This is a genomic window from Lentilitoribacter sp. JB5-8 (genome assembly GCF_055693385.1).
Map to the genome: position 1 here is coordinate 1,485,477 of NZ_CM146332.1, position 15,512 is coordinate 1,500,988.

Annotated in this window: 15 protein-coding genes; all 15 read right to left on the bottom strand. The window is 46.4% G+C overall.

All coding sequences use genetic code 11. The features are described from left to right. Nucleotides 1-40: 40 nt before the first annotated feature. The 15 genes from ACZ1GZ_RS07110 to ACZ1GZ_RS07180 all read right to left on the bottom strand — a co-directional run bounded on the left by ACZ1GZ_RS07110 (nucleotide 41) and on the right by ACZ1GZ_RS07180 (nucleotide 15,385). Nucleotides 41-226: a hypothetical protein gene (locus ACZ1GZ_RS07110; RefSeq protein ID WP_472667780.1), complete on the bottom strand. Its 186-nt coding sequence runs from the start codon at nucleotides 224-226 to the stop codon at nucleotides 41-43. A 157-nt stretch (nucleotides 227-383) separates the two neighbouring features. Next, entirely contained in the window at nucleotides 384-1,106 is a 723-nt protein-coding gene (locus ACZ1GZ_RS07115; protein WP_472667782.1) for a helix-turn-helix domain-containing protein, read from the bottom strand. A 707-nt stretch (nucleotides 1,107-1,813) separates the two neighbouring features. Beyond that, entirely contained in the window at nucleotides 1,814-2,401 is a 588-nt protein-coding gene (locus ACZ1GZ_RS07120) for a DUF6101 family protein (RefSeq protein WP_472667783.1), read from the bottom strand. A 207-nt stretch (nucleotides 2,402-2,608) separates the two neighbouring features. Then, nucleotides 2,609-4,024, bottom strand: a complete 1,416-nt coding sequence (locus tag ACZ1GZ_RS07125; protein WP_472667784.1) for an FAD-binding oxidoreductase — start codon at nucleotides 4,022-4,024, stop codon at nucleotides 2,609-2,611. A 21-nt stretch (nucleotides 4,025-4,045) separates the two neighbouring features. Further along, a complete protein-coding gene (locus ACZ1GZ_RS07130) occupies nucleotides 4,046-5,020 on the bottom strand; it encodes an L-threonylcarbamoyladenylate synthase (protein ID WP_472667785.1) in 975 nt (324 codons plus the stop codon). A gap of 3 nt (nucleotides 5,021-5,023) precedes the next feature. Then, nucleotides 5,024-6,259 (bottom strand): class I SAM-dependent RNA methyltransferase, encoded by a 1,236-nt coding sequence (locus tag ACZ1GZ_RS07135; RefSeq protein ID WP_472667786.1) that lies wholly within the window; start codon nucleotides 6,257-6,259, stop codon nucleotides 5,024-5,026. Further along, nucleotides 6,256-6,987 carry a TlyA family RNA methyltransferase gene (locus tag ACZ1GZ_RS07140; protein ID WP_472667787.1) on the bottom strand — a complete coding sequence of 244 codons (732 nt, stop codon included), beginning with the start codon at nucleotides 6,985-6,987 and terminating at the stop codon, nucleotides 6,256-6,258. The genes ACZ1GZ_RS07135 and ACZ1GZ_RS07140 overlap by 4 nt, the downstream gene beginning before the upstream one ends. A gap of 14 nt (nucleotides 6,988-7,001) precedes the next feature. Continuing rightward, nucleotides 7,002-8,924 (bottom strand): 1-deoxy-D-xylulose-5-phosphate synthase, encoded by a 1,923-nt coding sequence (gene dxs, locus ACZ1GZ_RS07145; RefSeq protein ID WP_472667789.1) that lies wholly within the window; start codon nucleotides 8,922-8,924, stop codon nucleotides 7,002-7,004. A 153-nt stretch (nucleotides 8,925-9,077) separates the two neighbouring features. After that, nucleotides 9,078-9,335: an exodeoxyribonuclease VII small subunit gene (locus tag ACZ1GZ_RS07150; RefSeq protein WP_472667791.1), complete on the bottom strand. Its 258-nt coding sequence runs from the start codon at nucleotides 9,333-9,335 to the stop codon at nucleotides 9,078-9,080. A gap of 2 nt (nucleotides 9,336-9,337) precedes the next feature. Beyond that, on the bottom strand, nucleotides 9,338-10,264 hold the full coding sequence (locus ACZ1GZ_RS07155; RefSeq protein ID WP_472667792.1) for a histone deacetylase family protein: 927 nt from the start codon (nucleotides 10,262-10,264) through the stop codon (nucleotides 9,338-9,340). 17 nt (nucleotides 10,265-10,281) lie between these two features. After that, the gene (gene ribB / locus ACZ1GZ_RS07160) at nucleotides 10,282-11,385 is read right to left on the bottom strand and encodes a 3,4-dihydroxy-2-butanone-4-phosphate synthase (RefSeq protein ID WP_472667794.1); all 1,104 of its coding nucleotides are present in this window, start codon (nucleotides 11,383-11,385) and stop codon (nucleotides 10,282-10,284) included. A 5-nt stretch (nucleotides 11,386-11,390) separates the two neighbouring features. After that, on the bottom strand, nucleotides 11,391-12,512 hold the full coding sequence (gene aroC / locus ACZ1GZ_RS07165; protein ID WP_472667795.1) for a chorismate synthase: 1,122 nt from the start codon (nucleotides 12,510-12,512) through the stop codon (nucleotides 11,391-11,393). A 95-nt stretch (nucleotides 12,513-12,607) separates the two neighbouring features. Further along, on the bottom strand, nucleotides 12,608-13,192 hold the full coding sequence (locus ACZ1GZ_RS07170; RefSeq protein ID WP_472667796.1) for a histidine phosphatase family protein: 585 nt from the start codon (nucleotides 13,190-13,192) through the stop codon (nucleotides 12,608-12,610). A 60-nt stretch (nucleotides 13,193-13,252) separates the two neighbouring features. Beyond that, on the bottom strand, nucleotides 13,253-14,065 hold the full coding sequence (gene fabI / locus ACZ1GZ_RS07175) for an enoyl-ACP reductase FabI (protein ID WP_472667797.1): 813 nt from the start codon (nucleotides 14,063-14,065) through the stop codon (nucleotides 13,253-13,255). A gap of 192 nt (nucleotides 14,066-14,257) precedes the next feature. After that, nucleotides 14,258-15,385: a J domain-containing protein gene (locus ACZ1GZ_RS07180; RefSeq protein WP_472667798.1), complete on the bottom strand. Its 1,128-nt coding sequence runs from the start codon at nucleotides 15,383-15,385 to the stop codon at nucleotides 14,258-14,260. Nucleotides 15,386-15,512 lie beyond the last annotated feature (127 nt).

The window sequence follows — 15,512 nt, forward strand, 5'->3', positions numbered from 1 at the left end:
AAATATACGGTTCACGCAACCGCTCCAGCACGTTGGTAAACTATAATTTGGACGGAAATGCAGTTGCAAGTGCCTGGTTATCCGCAGCCACTCGGCGTTCAACGGCTTCACAGGCTCGAAGATTGCCAGCAATACAAGCTTCATCAAGTTGCTTTTTCGCGGCTATCTCAGCTGGTGACGCGCAAGCTGCCAAACCAACAAGCAATAATATTGGTAGAATTTTCATTTTAAATGTTGTCCTCATAAAGTTTTATCACACAGCGCAGGTGTCTTTGTGACGAAAACAATTGAGACATGTCAGCGTGACAGCTTAAAATAGTCGCCATAAAGTAATCACCCGCGCGTGAATAAATTTTGCTATTTAATGTCTGGAATAGACGCGCTCACAATGCCTTATTAGAAAGGGTAATGTCGTCCATGCCGTTACGGAGAGACATTTTTTTCCGATAAACCGTTGGCGTCTCGCCGACAACTCGCTTAAACGCGTTATAAAATGAAGAACGCGCATTAAAGCCGACATCATATGTGATATTTAGCACGTTATCATTTGTTGTTGTTAGCCGCGTCTTAGCTTCAGCGATCCGGTATGCGTTGACGAAATCAAAAAAACTTTCGCCGATAACCTCGTTAAGTGTTTGCGAGACATAATTTGGCGACGCGCCGATGTGCCGTGACAAGACCCATAAAGATAAATTTGGATCGCGGTGCAGGTTATCTTTTTCCATTGCTGCACGCAGTTTACGAGCAATGCGTGAAGACATTTCATTGTTTAGTGCAGACTTTTCATATTTGCCAACACCCTGTTCTGAAGCCTCGTGATCAGGTAATTGATGAGTTTGTGCTGGATCAACATCTGGAGTTAGAGGCGGGCGTTGCCGTAATCCCCATAATGTTGTTGCGCCGACAAGTGCGAGCGCGACGATGCTGCCAAAATGCAAGAACATAGACTGCGTAGCTGCCTGATCTCCATCAAATTCTAGGAGTAATATCGCAGTGCTAGCAGACCAAAACAGTATGCTTAAACCGCTAATAATGTATATCCACCGCAACTCGTGTTTTTCAGTGCTGGAATAATAGTCCTTAAGCAAAACCCGGTGGCGTAACATCCGCAGTATAATTAAAACGAGATAGAAGATCATTTGCGGATAGGCGGCTAACTGTAAAAGAATAATCGATGAAATAAGTACGATGGCCCAGAGAGTGGTAGGTAATGGTTTATTCTCAAACAGTGTTCCCCATATCTCCTGCCCAAAAAAAGTGTGACTAAGCCAACCAACACAGTTAGGAGCGGCAGAATCAAATGACGGTAGAGCCTATCAGGGTATCTTTGTTCGCGCGACGTGAGCGTATAGACATAGATCCAAAATAAAGGTGCTAAGAGAAGTGTGCTGGGTAGCCAGATAACAAGTTCAACGGGCTGAATATAGGTGTCCGGTAATGTATCAATTAAACGTCGAAATGCATCCGGAAAGTTATTGACCGCAACAGCAGAAAGGAACGCGGCAAAGCTTTTGCTCACATTTGAAAATTCGGTCTGTAACAGACAAAAGATAATGCCAAACACAGTGATTGTGAATGTGGCAATACTTGTTATTTCAACGACAAAATTTTCCATGCCTTATATAGGCGCAATGGTATCGATGACGCCAGAGCCCTCTGTGATGAATGGCCCATATTTTTGTCCTTCCCTGACTAGAGAGACAAACAGGTGGACGGTCGGCAAAATCGCCCGCGCTCAAACCAAAAAGAGCGCAGCGGAGACTGCACTCTTTTCGAGATCTGATATAAATTTGGAGGTCTAGATCAGAACTTTCTAGCGGCGGGCGATTATTTCGCGGCCAGAAATTTTCATACGGCAACCTAAATGGCCCGTCTTACGACGTACCAAGAAACGTGGACGACGTTGACCCGTTGTTGAATTGCGGCGTTTATAACTTGAAGTTGGTTGCGCACGTGTTTGTGTGTCCGTCCGGCTTTGGGCCATATCTTCGTCCAGTGGACGCGCGACACCATCAGCTTCCACCATCAACATTGGGATATTGAAAGCTTCCGCCCATTCACGCCAGTCACCAGCAATATTGTGAAGTTCTGTATCAACTAGCAATGGGATGCAAAGATCGACATCTTGGTGATGAAGTTCAAGTGTTACGGTTGAATTTCCCTTGCCATCATCAATTGCTCGCGCTGCAATGCCTTTAAATGCATTTGCTGGCAGTGCCATTGAAATTGGTAGGTCGGACTTTTCTAAAACTCGATCAATGACCGCACCGCGCTCATTTAAGTTCACATGAATATCCTTTTTGCTACCAGCAGCTTTATAACTAAAGCGGTGGGGTAGTTGACCAGGAACAATGCGTAATTCGCATCCAGCCCATTCGGGCTTTCTAATTGTAGTTGCCATTTTAATCGCCTCATAAACTCTTGAGCGCCCATTTTTGGATCTTCTCAAATACCGGGGGCTTTTGCCCTCTCGTTGAAATGCAATCTACACGTTCTATGTTCTAAACCACTTAAGTTGTTTGGTTAAGAGAATCTGACCTTTCAAAGATGGTTATCAAAAGTAAACCAAGGGGTTGGCAATTTGTTTACTTTGCCGATTTTGACTAAATTAACGCTTTAAAACCTTGTTAGGATTCATGATCTGGTTAGGGTCAAAAGACGCCTTGATGCGCTGCATTAGCTGGATTTCGATCGGGTCCCTTATCTCCGCTAATTCGTCGCGTTTTAGCTGTCCAATGCCATGTTCAGCAGAAATTGAGCCCGTCATTTGCAAAACAATGCCATGAACAAGCTCGTTCATTGAGTGCCAGTGGGACAGAAATTCTTGTTTGTCGGCACCAACTGGCTGAGAAATGTTATAATGAATGTTACCATCGCCCATGTGACCAAAGGCACAAATGCGGGCGCTTGGCATATATTCAAGCACGGCTTTTGATGCTTCTTCCATAAATTCCGGCACTTTGGCAATCGGGACAGAAATATCGTGCTTGATCGAACCACCTTCAGGGCGTTGTGCTTCTGACATGCTCTCTCGCATATGCCAAAATGCATCGCGCTGAGTTTCGCTTTCAGCTAGAGCTGCATCCTGCGCAAAGCCTTTATCAAACGCTTGCTCGAACAATTGCTCAATCATTTGCCGGGCAGCTTCTTCTGATTGGCCTGATGATATTTCAATCAATGTGTACCAAGGGTAGGGCGCTTCTAAAGGATCGCGGCAATTGTTGATATGCTTTGTGGTAAATTCAACGCCCAATCGCGGCATTAATTCAAAGCCTGTAAGAGATGGTCCGCAAATCTCACGTGCAATGTTAAAAAGCTCGAGTGCATCTTCCGTGCTGTCCAAACCCACAAACATAACCTCGCGGCCTTTTGGTTGCGGATATAGTTTAAGCACCGCACCCGTGATGATGCCCAAAGTGCCTTCCGCACCGATAAACAGATCACGTAGATCATAGCCGGTATTGTCTTTTTTAAGGCGGCGCAGCCCATGCCAAATTTCGCCGGTTGGCAGCACGACTTCAAGCCCCATACACAATTCACGCGTATTGCCATATGCGAGCACTGCAGTGCCGCCAGCATTTGATGATAGATTGCCGCCAATTTGGCAGGTACCTTCTGAACCTAAGGACAGCGGGAATAGCAGATTATGTTCCTCAGCTGCTTTTTGCGCATTTGCAAGCACAACGCCTGCATCAACCACCATCACATTACCGAGCAGGTCTATCTCGCGAATTTTGTTCATGCGGCTGAGCGAGATGATAATTTCACCATCCGGGACCTGCGCACCGACAAGTCCGGTATTGCCACCTTGCGGAATAACATTGATCTTGTTCTCGTTGGCGAGTTTGACGATCTGACTGACTTGGTCGGTAGAACCTGGTTTTAAAAGCAGCGGCGATTGACCTTGATAAAGACCTCGAAGTTCAACCAGATGAGGTGCAATATCGTTTTGATCTGTCGTCGCATTTGCTTCGCCAACAATGGCTTTAAAATCCGAAACCAACTGGTCATTCAAATTGCTCAATGTATTCTCTCCGATTTGAAACTATCGTGGTGCGGCCGCGCGGGTCAGTCGATCATTGATCGCTTCGCCCAAACCTTCATTTGGAATAGGAGCAACGGCGATCATCTTAACTCCCGTTTTATCTGCTTCGATTAACATATCAAACAGGTTATGCGCCGCTACCGCAAGATCACCGTCAGAAGATAGGTTAAACACAGCCTTGGCACGAGATTGGCCGGCGATTTCTGCATTACCAAAGGTGATGAGTGTTTCACCAGAGTTAACCGATGATGCATTTAATCGCATTCTTGCATTTGGTGCATAATGCGATGCAAGCATGCCAGGAGCTTCAATCTTGTTGTCTCGCGCATCATCCAAGCGGATAAGTTTTTTGCCGATCACAGCTTCAATTTCGTCAGCAGATACACCACCCGGCCGTAGAAGATAAACATCCTCACCATCAGATTTCACAATTGTGGATTCGACGCCCACATCACATGCGCCATTATCTAATATCAGCTCTATCTTTTCACCAAGATCTGCTTGCACATGTTGCGCAGTTGTCGGGCTGATCTTGCCTGAGCTGTTTGCGCTTGGAGCCGCAAGAGGTCTATCAAACTCGCCGATAAGTCTTGCAGCAAAACCTTTTGGCACACGTATGCCAACGGTCTCTAGACCCGCGGTCGCTAACTTATGGATGCCGCTATCTGGCTTTAAGGGTACAACAATGGTCAATGCTCCGGGCCAGAAATATTCAGCAAGCTTCTTGGAAATTGCATCGAATTCACCATAACACTCTGCCATGTCCATATCAGCCATATGGCAGATCAGTGGGTTAAATTGAGGTCGACCTTTGGTGCTGTAAATCGAGGTAATCGCATCGGGATTGGTCGCATCTGCAGCCAATCCATAAACGGTCTCGGTTGGTATCGCGATGGGCTGTGCTTTGGACAAAAGCTCAATAGAACGATTAAGTGCATCATCAGGACGATGTTGGATGGATATAATCTCAGCCATTCATTATCTTTCCAACAATGCCACCATTTCAACATGGGTGGACCATAAAAATTGATCAATTGCAGTGATCGACTTGATTTTGAAACCACCCTTGATGAGCAGCTCCAAATCCCGTGCCAAGGAGACGGGATTGCACGAGACGGCGGCCACTTTCTTGATGTTGAGTGCGCGCGCGAGCTGCTTGCTTTGTGCCTCTGCACCTGCACGAGGCGGGTCAAAAAGAACCCCTTGATAAGGTTTTAAATCTTCGCGCACAAAGGGGCTGCGAAACAAATCACGACGCTCTGTGCTAATCGGCTTCAACCCTTGGCGAGAGCGAAATCCGCGGTCAATGGCATTCAGCGCCGGGCCGCTGGTTTCAACCGCATGTACTGCGCTTTTATGCGCAAGCGGGAAGGTAAATGTGCCACTACCAGAAAACAGATCCACCACTTTCTTGCATGATTTCAGATGCTTCGTCACAAGTTCAATCATTTCAAGTTCGGCACGTTTGCTCGCCTGAACAAAATTTCCCGATGGGACTTGGATCAGTGTGTCACCGAACGTTAAAGCAGGAGGTTCGATTTCCACCAAAACTTCACCATTAAATGCAAGGCGTTTAATGGTTTTGGTCGATGTTGCCTTTTGAGAGACAGCGTGGATAGTTGCGTCTTTCAGCGAAAAGTCTGCTTCAACAGCAACATCAAAACCGTTTTCGCAAAGCAGAATTGTCAATTGCGACGTTTTATAATGCGGCGTGATGATCTGAGCAATTTCGCGGAATAAATCCAGATGCTCAACAATTTGCGGATGCGCAACCGGGCATTCATTGATCGCAATCAGATCATGGCTGCCTGCTTGTAAATATCCTAATTGCGTTTCTTCATTTGTACGATGTGCGGTAAGAACCACCCGGCGGCGTTCGCCAATAGCGCACGGCAAGAAGCGGTCAATTTTATGTTTGATCGAAGACTTATCAAGCGCCTTTTGCGCAATATCTAATTTCCAACTCTGATAACTCTCGTCAGACATATGTTGTGCAACACAGCCACCGCATTTTTGAAAGTGCTGGCAAACAGGGTCAATGCGGTCAGGGCTCTTAGATTTTAGCTCAGTGATAGTGCCGCGCGATTTATCAAGATCAACGCTAACGATTTCACCCTTAAGAGCAAACGGCACAAAGACTGGTCCCTTATCAGTTTTGGCAATGCCATCACCGCGCGCGCCAACGTGATCAATCTTTAATTCTATCTGGCTCACGTTTTTACGCCCCCAATGAGATATTCAATATTGCCATCACTTCCGGTGATTGGCGATTGTATAGCTTCTAATGCAGACCAATTTGGCTGTGCGTCAAGCCATTTGAGTAGATCATCTGCAATTTTTGGGCCTTGTGATGGATCTTTTAAGATCCCACCTTTGCCAATTCCATCTCGACCAACTTCAAATTGAGGCTTGACGAGCAACACAGTAAAGGCGCCATGAGAGGCAAGCGAAAGCGCCGGCGGAAGGGCGAGTTTTAATGAGATGAAACTTACATCGCTCACAACAATTTTAATCTCGCGTCCATCGATGTGATCATGATTGAGATCGCGCGCGTTTAATCCATCAATTTGATGAACGCGTTTATCGTAGACTAAAGATTGGTGTAGCTGATCATGACCAACATCGATTGCCGTGACATGTGCAGCCTTAGCCTCAAGCAAAACTTGCGTAAAGCCACCGGTGGATGCACCAATATCAAGCGCATTTTTCCCCAGCGGATCAAAACCAAAATGTTCCAACCCGCTTTTTAATTTAAGCGCAGCACGTGATACATAACCGCTGGCAGGATCAAACACTTCGATATGGGTGTTTTCATCAACAGTTAGACCAGATTTTTTTGCTGGTTTACCGTCAACAATGACAGTACCGCGGGCAATAGCATCCTGCGCTCGTGCGCGTGTTTGATAAAAACCGTTCGCTACAAGGTGTAGATCAAGGCGCATAATGGGCCTCGCATTTATTTCGTGTTAAACGGCAGAACGGTTTTTTCCGTACCGAGGGCTTTAAAGACAACATCTAAAATGCCAGCGCGATCAAGTTTCGCCTGCATATACATCGCATCTGGGCTCGCCTGATCCATGTAGATGTCCGGCATGACAAGTGGACGGAATTTTAGCCCGCCATCAAGCAAACCTTCATGGGAAAGGAAATGTCCCACATGACTGCCAAAACCACCAACAGCACCTTCTTCGATGGTGATCAACACTTCATGCTCTGAAGCAAGTTGGCGAATGAGATCGTGATCTAACGGTTTTGCAAAACGAGCGTCTGCAACTGTTGTTGAAAGACCAGAAGCATCTAAATCTTCAGCCGCTAACATACAATCAGCAAGACGCGTTCCGAAAGACAATAGGGCAACCTTTGTGCCTTCTTTCACGATGCGGCCTTTACCAATTTCAATTAAGGAACCACGCTCTGGAAGCTCAACACCCACGCCCTCACCACGAGGATAACGGAAGGAGATTGGTCCTTCATCATAAGCTGCGGCTGTTCGTGTCATATGCATAAGTTCTGCTTCGTCGCTGGCGGCCATAACAACGAAATCAGGCAGGGTTGCCAAAAATGTCGTATCAAAGCTACCGGCGTGAGTTGGACCATCCGCACCCACAAATCCTGCACGATCGATTGGAAAACGCACGGGCAGTTTTTGGATCGCCACATCATGCACAACTTGGTCATAAGCGCGCTGTAAGAATGTTGAATACAGCGCAACGAAAGGTTTCAGACCCTCAGTTGCAGCGCCAGCGGCAAACGTCACAGCATGCTGTTCGGCAATGCCTACGTCAAAACAACGCGTTGGGAATAGATCATTGAACTTATCTAGCCCGGTGCCAGACGGCATAGCAGCAGTTACAGCAATTACTTTATCGTCAACTTCGCCTTCTTTGATCAAAGCTTTGGCGAATACAGATGTATATGAAGGCGCATTGGGTTTTGCTTTTGCAAGCGTTCCAGTGATCACGTCAAATTTGCCAACGCCATGATATTTGTCGCTTGCCGCTTCTGCAGGCGCATAACCTTTGCCCTTTTGTGTGACGACGTGAATGATCACAGGGCCGTTAGAATTATCACGCACATTGCGAAGTACAGGCAACAAATGATCAAGGTTGTGACCATCGATCGGGCCAATGTGATAGAACCCAAGCTCTTCAAACATGGTGCCGCCGGTCACATAACCGCGGGCATGTTCAAATGCGCGGGTAATCGCTCGATCCATTGTCTGTCCCAAATAAGCCGTCATCTTCTTGCCAATATCGCGCATACCCATATAGGTGCGGCCAGAAGCCAATCGCGCTAGATAAGCGCTCATCGCGCCTGTTGGCTGCGCAATAGACATATCATTATCATTGAGGATAACGATGAGGCGTGCATCGAGTGCTCCGGCATTATTAAGTGCCTCATACGCCATACCAGCACTCATCGCGCCATCACCAATTACGGAAATTACATTGCGCGGCGTATCTTGAAGATCACTCGCCACGGCCATGCCCAGACCAGCAGAAATCGAAGTTGAAGAGTGCGCTGCGCCAAACGGGTCATATTCGCTTTCAGCGCGCTTGGTAAAACCGGATAGTCCATCTTGTTGACGAAGTGTACGGATACGATCGCGACGTCCTGTCAGGATTTTATGTGGGTAGCATTGATGACCAACATCAAAGATTAGTCGATCATGCGGTGTGTTAAAGACTTTGTGAATTGCCACAGTCAATTCAACAACACCAAGCCCTGCACCCAAATGCCCACCCGTTCGCGAAACGGCGTCAATCATTTCTGCGCGGACATCTTCTGCCAATGCAGGAAGATCACTATCTTCGATATGATCAAGATCGGATGGTTCTAAAACTTTATCCAGAATTGGTGTGTGCGGCGGCTGTGTCAAAATAAACCCTTACTTATTTATCAATTGGCCTAACGTGTCTTCATGAAGCTGTAAACTGTTTTATGGCCAAATTGATGCGTCAAATCCGCTTTTACAATCACAATCGATACGGAATTAGGCGCGAATTGGATGATTTAAAGGTGTTTTTACGGCCTATTCAGGATCGAGCGGTTCCGTGCCCTGTGGATTTCCTGCACGGTCAAGACGAATTTTTTCAATACGTTTTTCCGCAGCACCCAGCAAATTCTGGCTATGCTTTTTCAGTGCTTCGCCGCGTTCATAAATCTCGATGGATTTTTCAAGTTCTACATCGCCACTTTCAAGTTTAGTCACAATCGTTTCAAGCTCAGACACAGCCTGCTCAAAGCTCATTTTTTCAATATCAGCATTGTTGTTGTTCTGATCGCTCATGACTAACCTTTCATCATTCGATAAATATGTGCACCTGCCGACTCAGCAAGACCTAAAAGATCATACCCGCCTTCTAAGATGCTGACGAGGCGATTATCCGCGCTCTCAGCTGCTATGTCCATAATTTTACCTGTTGCCCAGTCAAAATCATCGGCAACCAGATTAATCTCGGCGAGCGGATCACGATGATGAGCGTCAAATCCGGCTGAAATAATAATTAAATCCGCTTTAGCATCCACCAATGCAGGCAAAACACGTGTTTTGAACGCCTCTTTAAAATGATCGCTCCCATCGTTTCTGGCAAGGGGAGCATTTATGATATTTCCTGCACCGGTTTCACTCTTTGCACCAGTTCCAGGATAAAGTGGCATTTGGTGTGTTGAGCAATAGATAACGCTTGGGTCATCATAAAAAATATCTTGTGTGCCATTACCGTGATGAACGTCAAAATCGACAATTGCAACGCGTTCGGCGCCGTGAACCTGTTGTGCGTGACGCGCCGCAATCGCTGCCTGGTTAAAAAGGCAAAAGCCCATAGCGGTTTCGCGCTCTGCATGATGTCCAGGAGGACGTGTCGCTACAAAAGCGTTATCAGTTTTTCCTTCAAACACATGATCGACAGCTTCCATCGCGCCACCGATAGCCGTGAGTGCTGCGGTAAAACTCTGCGGTGACATGGTCGTATCGCCATCGATCTGAACCATGCCGGTTTCAGGAATTGCCTGGCGAACTTTATCCAAATGGCTTTGCGGGTGCGCGAGTAAAACACTTTCTTCAGGTGCAGCCTTTGCCTCTAATGAAACAAGTGCATCGAAGTTTTCATGCTCAAATAATTGATCCAAAGCCCGCAATCGATCCGGGCGCTCCGGGTGCCCAGGTGGCGTGATATGTTCAAGACATATCGGATTGCGGAAAAGTTCAGTTGTCATGTGCTCAAATGTTTCGTTTATTCCATGATTTCAGTGGAAGAGATTTCAATGCCAAACCCTTCAAGGCCCACATAATGGCGTTCTTTAGATGCAAGCAAACGAATAGAGGTTGTTCCAAGATCTTTTAATATCTGGGCACCCAATCCAATTTCAAGCCATTCTTCTTCACGCGTTTGTGCCTCAGTATGCGCTTCTTGCCCTGTTGCTTCGAGGCGACGTGCCGCTTGGCGTCCCACACCAACCGAACCTTCGCGAAGATAAACCACGATGCCGCGACCGTGATCAGCAATACGTTTGATATTTTCCTGCAAAGGCTGTGCTTTGCCGAAGACATCGTCTGCTACCGATTCAAGATGTAAACGGACTGGAATATCAACACCATCGCGAATATCACCAAAAACAACCGCTAAATGCTGCATTGGATCCCATGGAAGCGAATAACTATGCGCAGTTGCCATGCCGTAGGGTGTCTCAATTTCAAAAGTGTCATTGCGTTCAATAAGCGTTTCCTGGCGCTGGCGATAGGCGATCAAATCAGCAACGGAAACTTCTTTAAGGCCATGCTCTTGAGCAAAGTTGCTGACCTGTTCACCACGCATCACAGAACCATCGTCATTGACCATCTCGCAGATCACACCAACAGGAGGTAAGTTCGCAAGCTTGCATAAATCCACAGCCGCTTCTGTATGGCCAGAACGCATAAGCACACCACCTTCGCGGGCGACTAATGGAAAAATATGGCCTGGGCGTACAAAATCCGCAGCACCCGCATTCGGGTTTGCCAAATTGCGAACTGTCAGCGTTCTATCGTCGGCTGAAATGCCCGTTGTCGTGCCGTGCTTATAATCAACAGTTACTGTAAACGCTGTCTCATGCGGCGCATCGTTTTCTGCAACCATTGCCGTTAGGTTCAAGCGCTTTGCTTCAGAACGCGGCATCGGCGTGCACACAATGCCCGATGTGTGACGTACGATAAAGGCCATTTTTTCAGGTGTACAATGCGTGGCGGCAACAATCAGATCGCCTTCATTTTCGCGATCATTATCATCAGTTACAACAACAATTTCACCGTTTTCAATGGCACGAATGGCCTCAACAACACGAGCTTGATTAAACGACATCAGACTTATTCCTGGTTATCTTTATTATTTTGAGAAGCAAGACGACCTGTTTGACCGCGATCGCGAATATAATGATCAGCAATGGCGCAAGCGACCATGGCTTCGCCAATTGGCACAGCACGGATACCTACACATGGATCGTGGCGACCTTTTGTACGCACATCAACTTCCTGTCCATCACTATCAATGCTTTTACGCGTCGACAGGATTGATGAAGTTGGTTTCACCGCAAAACGCGCGACAATTGGCATGCCCGTTGAAATGCCACCCAAAATACCACCTGCCTTGTTGGATAAGAATTCAGGATTACCGTTTTCATCGATGCGCATTTCATCAGCGTTTTCTTCGCCTGAGATCATCGCAGCTTCAAATCCATTGCCAATTTCAACACCTTTAACGGCATTGATCGACATAAGATTAGCGGTGATATCAGTGTCAAGTTTCGCGTAGATAGGTGCGCCCAATCCGGCGGGGACATTTTCGGCAACCACTTCAATTATTGCGCCAACGGATGAGCCATTTTTGCGGATTGTATCGAGATATTCTTCCCACACGGGAACGATCTCAACATCTGGTGCGAAAAACGGATTGTTGTTTACTTCGTCCCAGTTCCAATTATCACGATTAATTTTTTTCGTTCCAATTTGCACAAGAGCGGCGCGCACGATCATATCCGGTACGATTTTGCGGGCTAGGCCACCTGCAGCAACACGAGTTGCCGTTTCACGTGCGGATGAACGTCCACCGCCGCGGTAGTCTCGAATGCCATATTTAACATCATATGTATAATCGGCATGGCCAGGACGGTAGCGTTTGGCAATTTCAGAATAGTCTTTTGAACGCTGATCTGTGTTTTGAATTTCCAGCGAAATCGGTGTGCCCGTTGAGATGAATGAGCCATCTTCCTGAGGTAGGACACCAGAAAGTACACGCACTTCGTCAGCTTCGCGACGTTGGGTTACAAATCGGTTAGTCCCAGGTTTGCGTTTATCGAGCCAATGCTGCAATTCTTCCGTTGTGAAATGAATGCCCGGAGGGCAACCATCAACAACACAACCAATAGCTATACCGTGGCTTTCGCCCCAGGTTGTGACGCGAAACATGTGGCCAAATGTATTATGGGACATAAACTCATCCGTAAAAGTGTCTTTTGTTGTACCCTCATAGGGCAAAACGGTAGGTTTTTAAACTATTTTCTATGAACGACGCTGATCGTAGTAAATTACAGCCAGTTGATGTGGTTGTTCTCTATTTTGACAATTCGATCCTGCGGAATTGGTGCTGCGGCTGCCGCACGCTCGTCACCACCATTTATAATATGAAACATTGTGCGGATAACCCCACCGTGACACACGCAAACCGTCGGTTTCTCAATTGATTGCAAATAAGGTGCGATACGTTTTGAAACCAAATCATAATTTTCTGTAGGATCGCCGGGCGGTGTAAAATTCCACTTGTCTTTTTCGCGTTGTGCATAAAGTTCGGGAAACTTAGCTTCAAGTTCATTAATCGATGAACCTTCCCAATCCCCAAATGATATCTCAATCAAACGATCATCTAAACGGTAGTCTGAAGTCTCCAACCCCATTTCAGATCGGATCAGCTCCATCGTCTGGCGTGTGCGACCCAAAGGGCTAGAAACAAAATCAAATTCTTCGGCTTTATCTCCAATTAATTCTTTTAGAGCACGTCCATTGCCGCGCGCTTGTTCCTTGCCCAGCATGTTAAGCGGAATGTCCAAGCGACCTTGGAAACGCATTTCAGCATTATAGTCAGTCTGTCCGTGACGAACGACGTAGATTACCATCTGTAAACCTCAGTAGTAGAATTAAAAAAGGGGCCAATCGGCCCCTGAAATTTTGTTTATTTAAACTGTACTGATGTCAGGGGCATCAACAGCTTTCATACCAACGACGTGATAACCAGAATCAACATGGTGTACTTCACCAGTTACGCCGCGAGATAAATCAGATAATAAATAAAGTGCGCTATCGCCCACTTCTTCGATAGTCACTGTCTTCTTTAATGGTGAGTTATATTCGTTCCATTTAAGGATATATCGGAAATCACCAATACCTGATGCTGCAAGCGTTTTAATTGGTCCGGCAGAAAGAGCATTCACACGAATTTTTTTGCCGCCCAAATCTACAGCCAAGTAACGGACACTTGCTTCAAGCCCTGCTTTTGCAACACCCATAACATTGTAGTGTGGCATGACGCGTTCTGCACCATAATATGTTAAAGTAAGGAGTGAACCACCATCGGTCATCAACTTCTCAGCACGCTGTGCTACGGCAGTGAAGGAATAGACTGAAATGTCCATTGTTTTAACAAAGTTGTCGTGACTTGTGTCAACATAGCGACCTGTGAGCTCATTTTTATCTGAAAAACCAATAGCATGGACGAGGAAGTCCATCTTGCCCCAGTCTGCCTCAATTTTTGAAAATACAGCATCCATTGATTCAGGGTCTGTGACATCACAATCACCAACAACAATTGCACCTAGTTCAGCTGCAATTGGTTCAACGCGTTTCTTTAATGCTTCGCCTTGATAAGTCAGTGCAACTTCTGCTCCGGCATCAGACAATGCTTTGGCAATCCCGTATGCAATGGAGCGATTGTTCGCCACGCCCATGATCAAGCCGCGTTTGCCTTTCATAAGGCCATTTGATTCTGTCATTTTCTTCTCCCAGATCTAGTTCAAGGGTTGAGACGTTGAAAATCCCCGGTCATTTATCCAGCCTATGGCATAGGCATGGATGAGGTTCAAGCGTTCAAGCTCATTCTTGTGGCAAGAACGCGGCAAATTCACTCTTTTCTGCAGAAAAAGATTGGATTGGAAATCAAAATGAAAATCTGATCAGAAACGTATTTACATAAACCAGCTTTTGCGGCTGTCTTGTAAAACGGCTTTCAACTCATTATTGGGCTTTTCAGGCAATAAAATACAGACATTGGCGCATAAATCGCCACGATCACCGTTTGGAAGCGGTAATCCTCGTTTTGGAATGCGAATTATATGGTTTGAGCTAGTCCATTCAGGGAGCATAAAAGTAGCAGGACCTTCAGGTGTTTGTGCCGTAACTTCACCACCCAGCACAGCATCTGCAAGCTCTACTGCAAGATGGGTATGTAACTCGCCGTTTCGAACCCAAAATTGCTCGTTTGATTTATAACGGACAGTCACGATTACATCGCCTGGAATTTCGCCCTTGCGGCATCCGCCCATATTTTCAATTTTTATTTTAGCGCCATCAGGTGTTCCCGCTGGAATATGCACGTTGAGGGAATGTTTTCTGTGGGGCTCTATCGGCAGCGTTGCACCTGTGAAGATGTCAGCCAATTCAACGTCGACATCATAATGGCGATCAGGTGCACGGGTCGTTGAAGTATAGCGATGCTGTTCAAACTTTGTAAATGCATCATCTAAAACAGACATTGCTTCTTCGTGAAAATTAGCACTTTCGCCGGATGCTTCACGCATTTTTCGGCGATGAGTATCTAATTCTGCAGCGGCAAGGCGTTCTTCCTCACTGCCAAAGATCTCGCTCAAACGCTCTTCAAAAGGCGCGTTCTCATCAATTTTTCGTTTAAACGTGTTGCCATTCCCTGCAGATTGTTTCTTTTCTGCGGGTTTTGCTGGCTCAGCGCGTTTTTGCTCACTGAAGAAGGGCTTTTCAGATGCGCTGGTTTTAGCATCGTTGGAACCATCGGCGCTTGAAGTCGATTTTTTGAACGGGTTAAATCCAGTATTAACAACGGTTCGTTTTTTCTTGCGGCGACCATTTGCATCAATCTTACCGGCATCAAATAGCTTGCGACGTGGCGCATCTGTGAGCAATTGATAGGCATTATTAATTTCGGCAAAAACCTCTTGCGCACGAGGGTCGCTGTGGTTCTGATCGGGATGCCAGACTTTGGCAAGCTTCCGATACGCCAATTTAATATCTTCATCTCTGGCAGTTTGGGCTATTCCCAAAACCGCATAGGGGCTACGCATTACAAATCCCTTTAACTCAATACTAACCTAAAGTACCAAGTAGTGGTTAACCACAGGTATACGGGATACGAAGAAATTTTCCGCGCAAGATTGGTGTATGACGGTATTGGTCTCAAAAAGAGCCCAT

Excerpts from the sequence above, each read along its gene's own strand:
- ACZ1GZ_RS07140 (WP_472667787.1), bottom strand. The coding sequence starts at position 6,987 with ATGCGCCTTGATCTACACCTTGTAGCGAACGGTTTTTATCAAACACGC.
- fabI (WP_472667797.1), bottom strand. The coding sequence starts at position 14,065 with ATGACAGAATCAAATGGCCTTATGAAAGGCAAACGCGGCTTGATCATG.
- ACZ1GZ_RS07170 (WP_472667796.1), bottom strand. The coding sequence starts at position 13,192 with ATGGTAATCTACGTCGTTCGTCACGGACAGACTGACTATAATGCTGAA.
- ACZ1GZ_RS07110 (WP_472667780.1), bottom strand. The coding sequence starts at position 226 with ATGAAAATTCTACCAATATTATTGCTTGTTGGTTTGGCAGCTTGCGCG.
- ACZ1GZ_RS07115 (WP_472667782.1), bottom strand. The coding sequence starts at position 1,106 with ATGTTACGCCACCGGGTTTTGCTTAAGGACTATTATTCCAGCACTGAA.
- ACZ1GZ_RS07150 (WP_472667791.1), bottom strand. The coding sequence starts at position 9,335 with ATGAGCGATCAGAACAACAACAATGCTGATATTGAAAAAATGAGCTTT.
- ribB (WP_472667794.1), bottom strand. The coding sequence starts at position 11,385 with ATGTCGTTTAATCAAGCTCGTGTTGTTGAGGCCATTCGTGCCATTGAA.
- aroC (WP_472667795.1), bottom strand. The coding sequence starts at position 12,512 with ATGTCCCATAATACATTTGGCCACATGTTTCGCGTCACAACCTGGGGC.
- ACZ1GZ_RS07180 (WP_472667798.1), bottom strand. The coding sequence starts at position 15,385 with ATGCGTAGCCCCTATGCGGTTTTGGGAATAGCCCAAACTGCCAGAGAT.
- ACZ1GZ_RS07130 (WP_472667785.1), bottom strand. The coding sequence starts at position 5,020 with ATGGCTGAGATTATATCCATCCAACATCGTCCTGATGATGCACTTAAT.
- ACZ1GZ_RS07120 (WP_472667783.1), bottom strand. The coding sequence starts at position 2,401 with ATGGCAACTACAATTAGAAAGCCCGAATGGGCTGGATGCGAATTACGC.
- ACZ1GZ_RS07155 (WP_472667792.1), bottom strand. The coding sequence starts at position 10,264 with ATGACAACTGAACTTTTCCGCAATCCGATATGTCTTGAACATATCACG.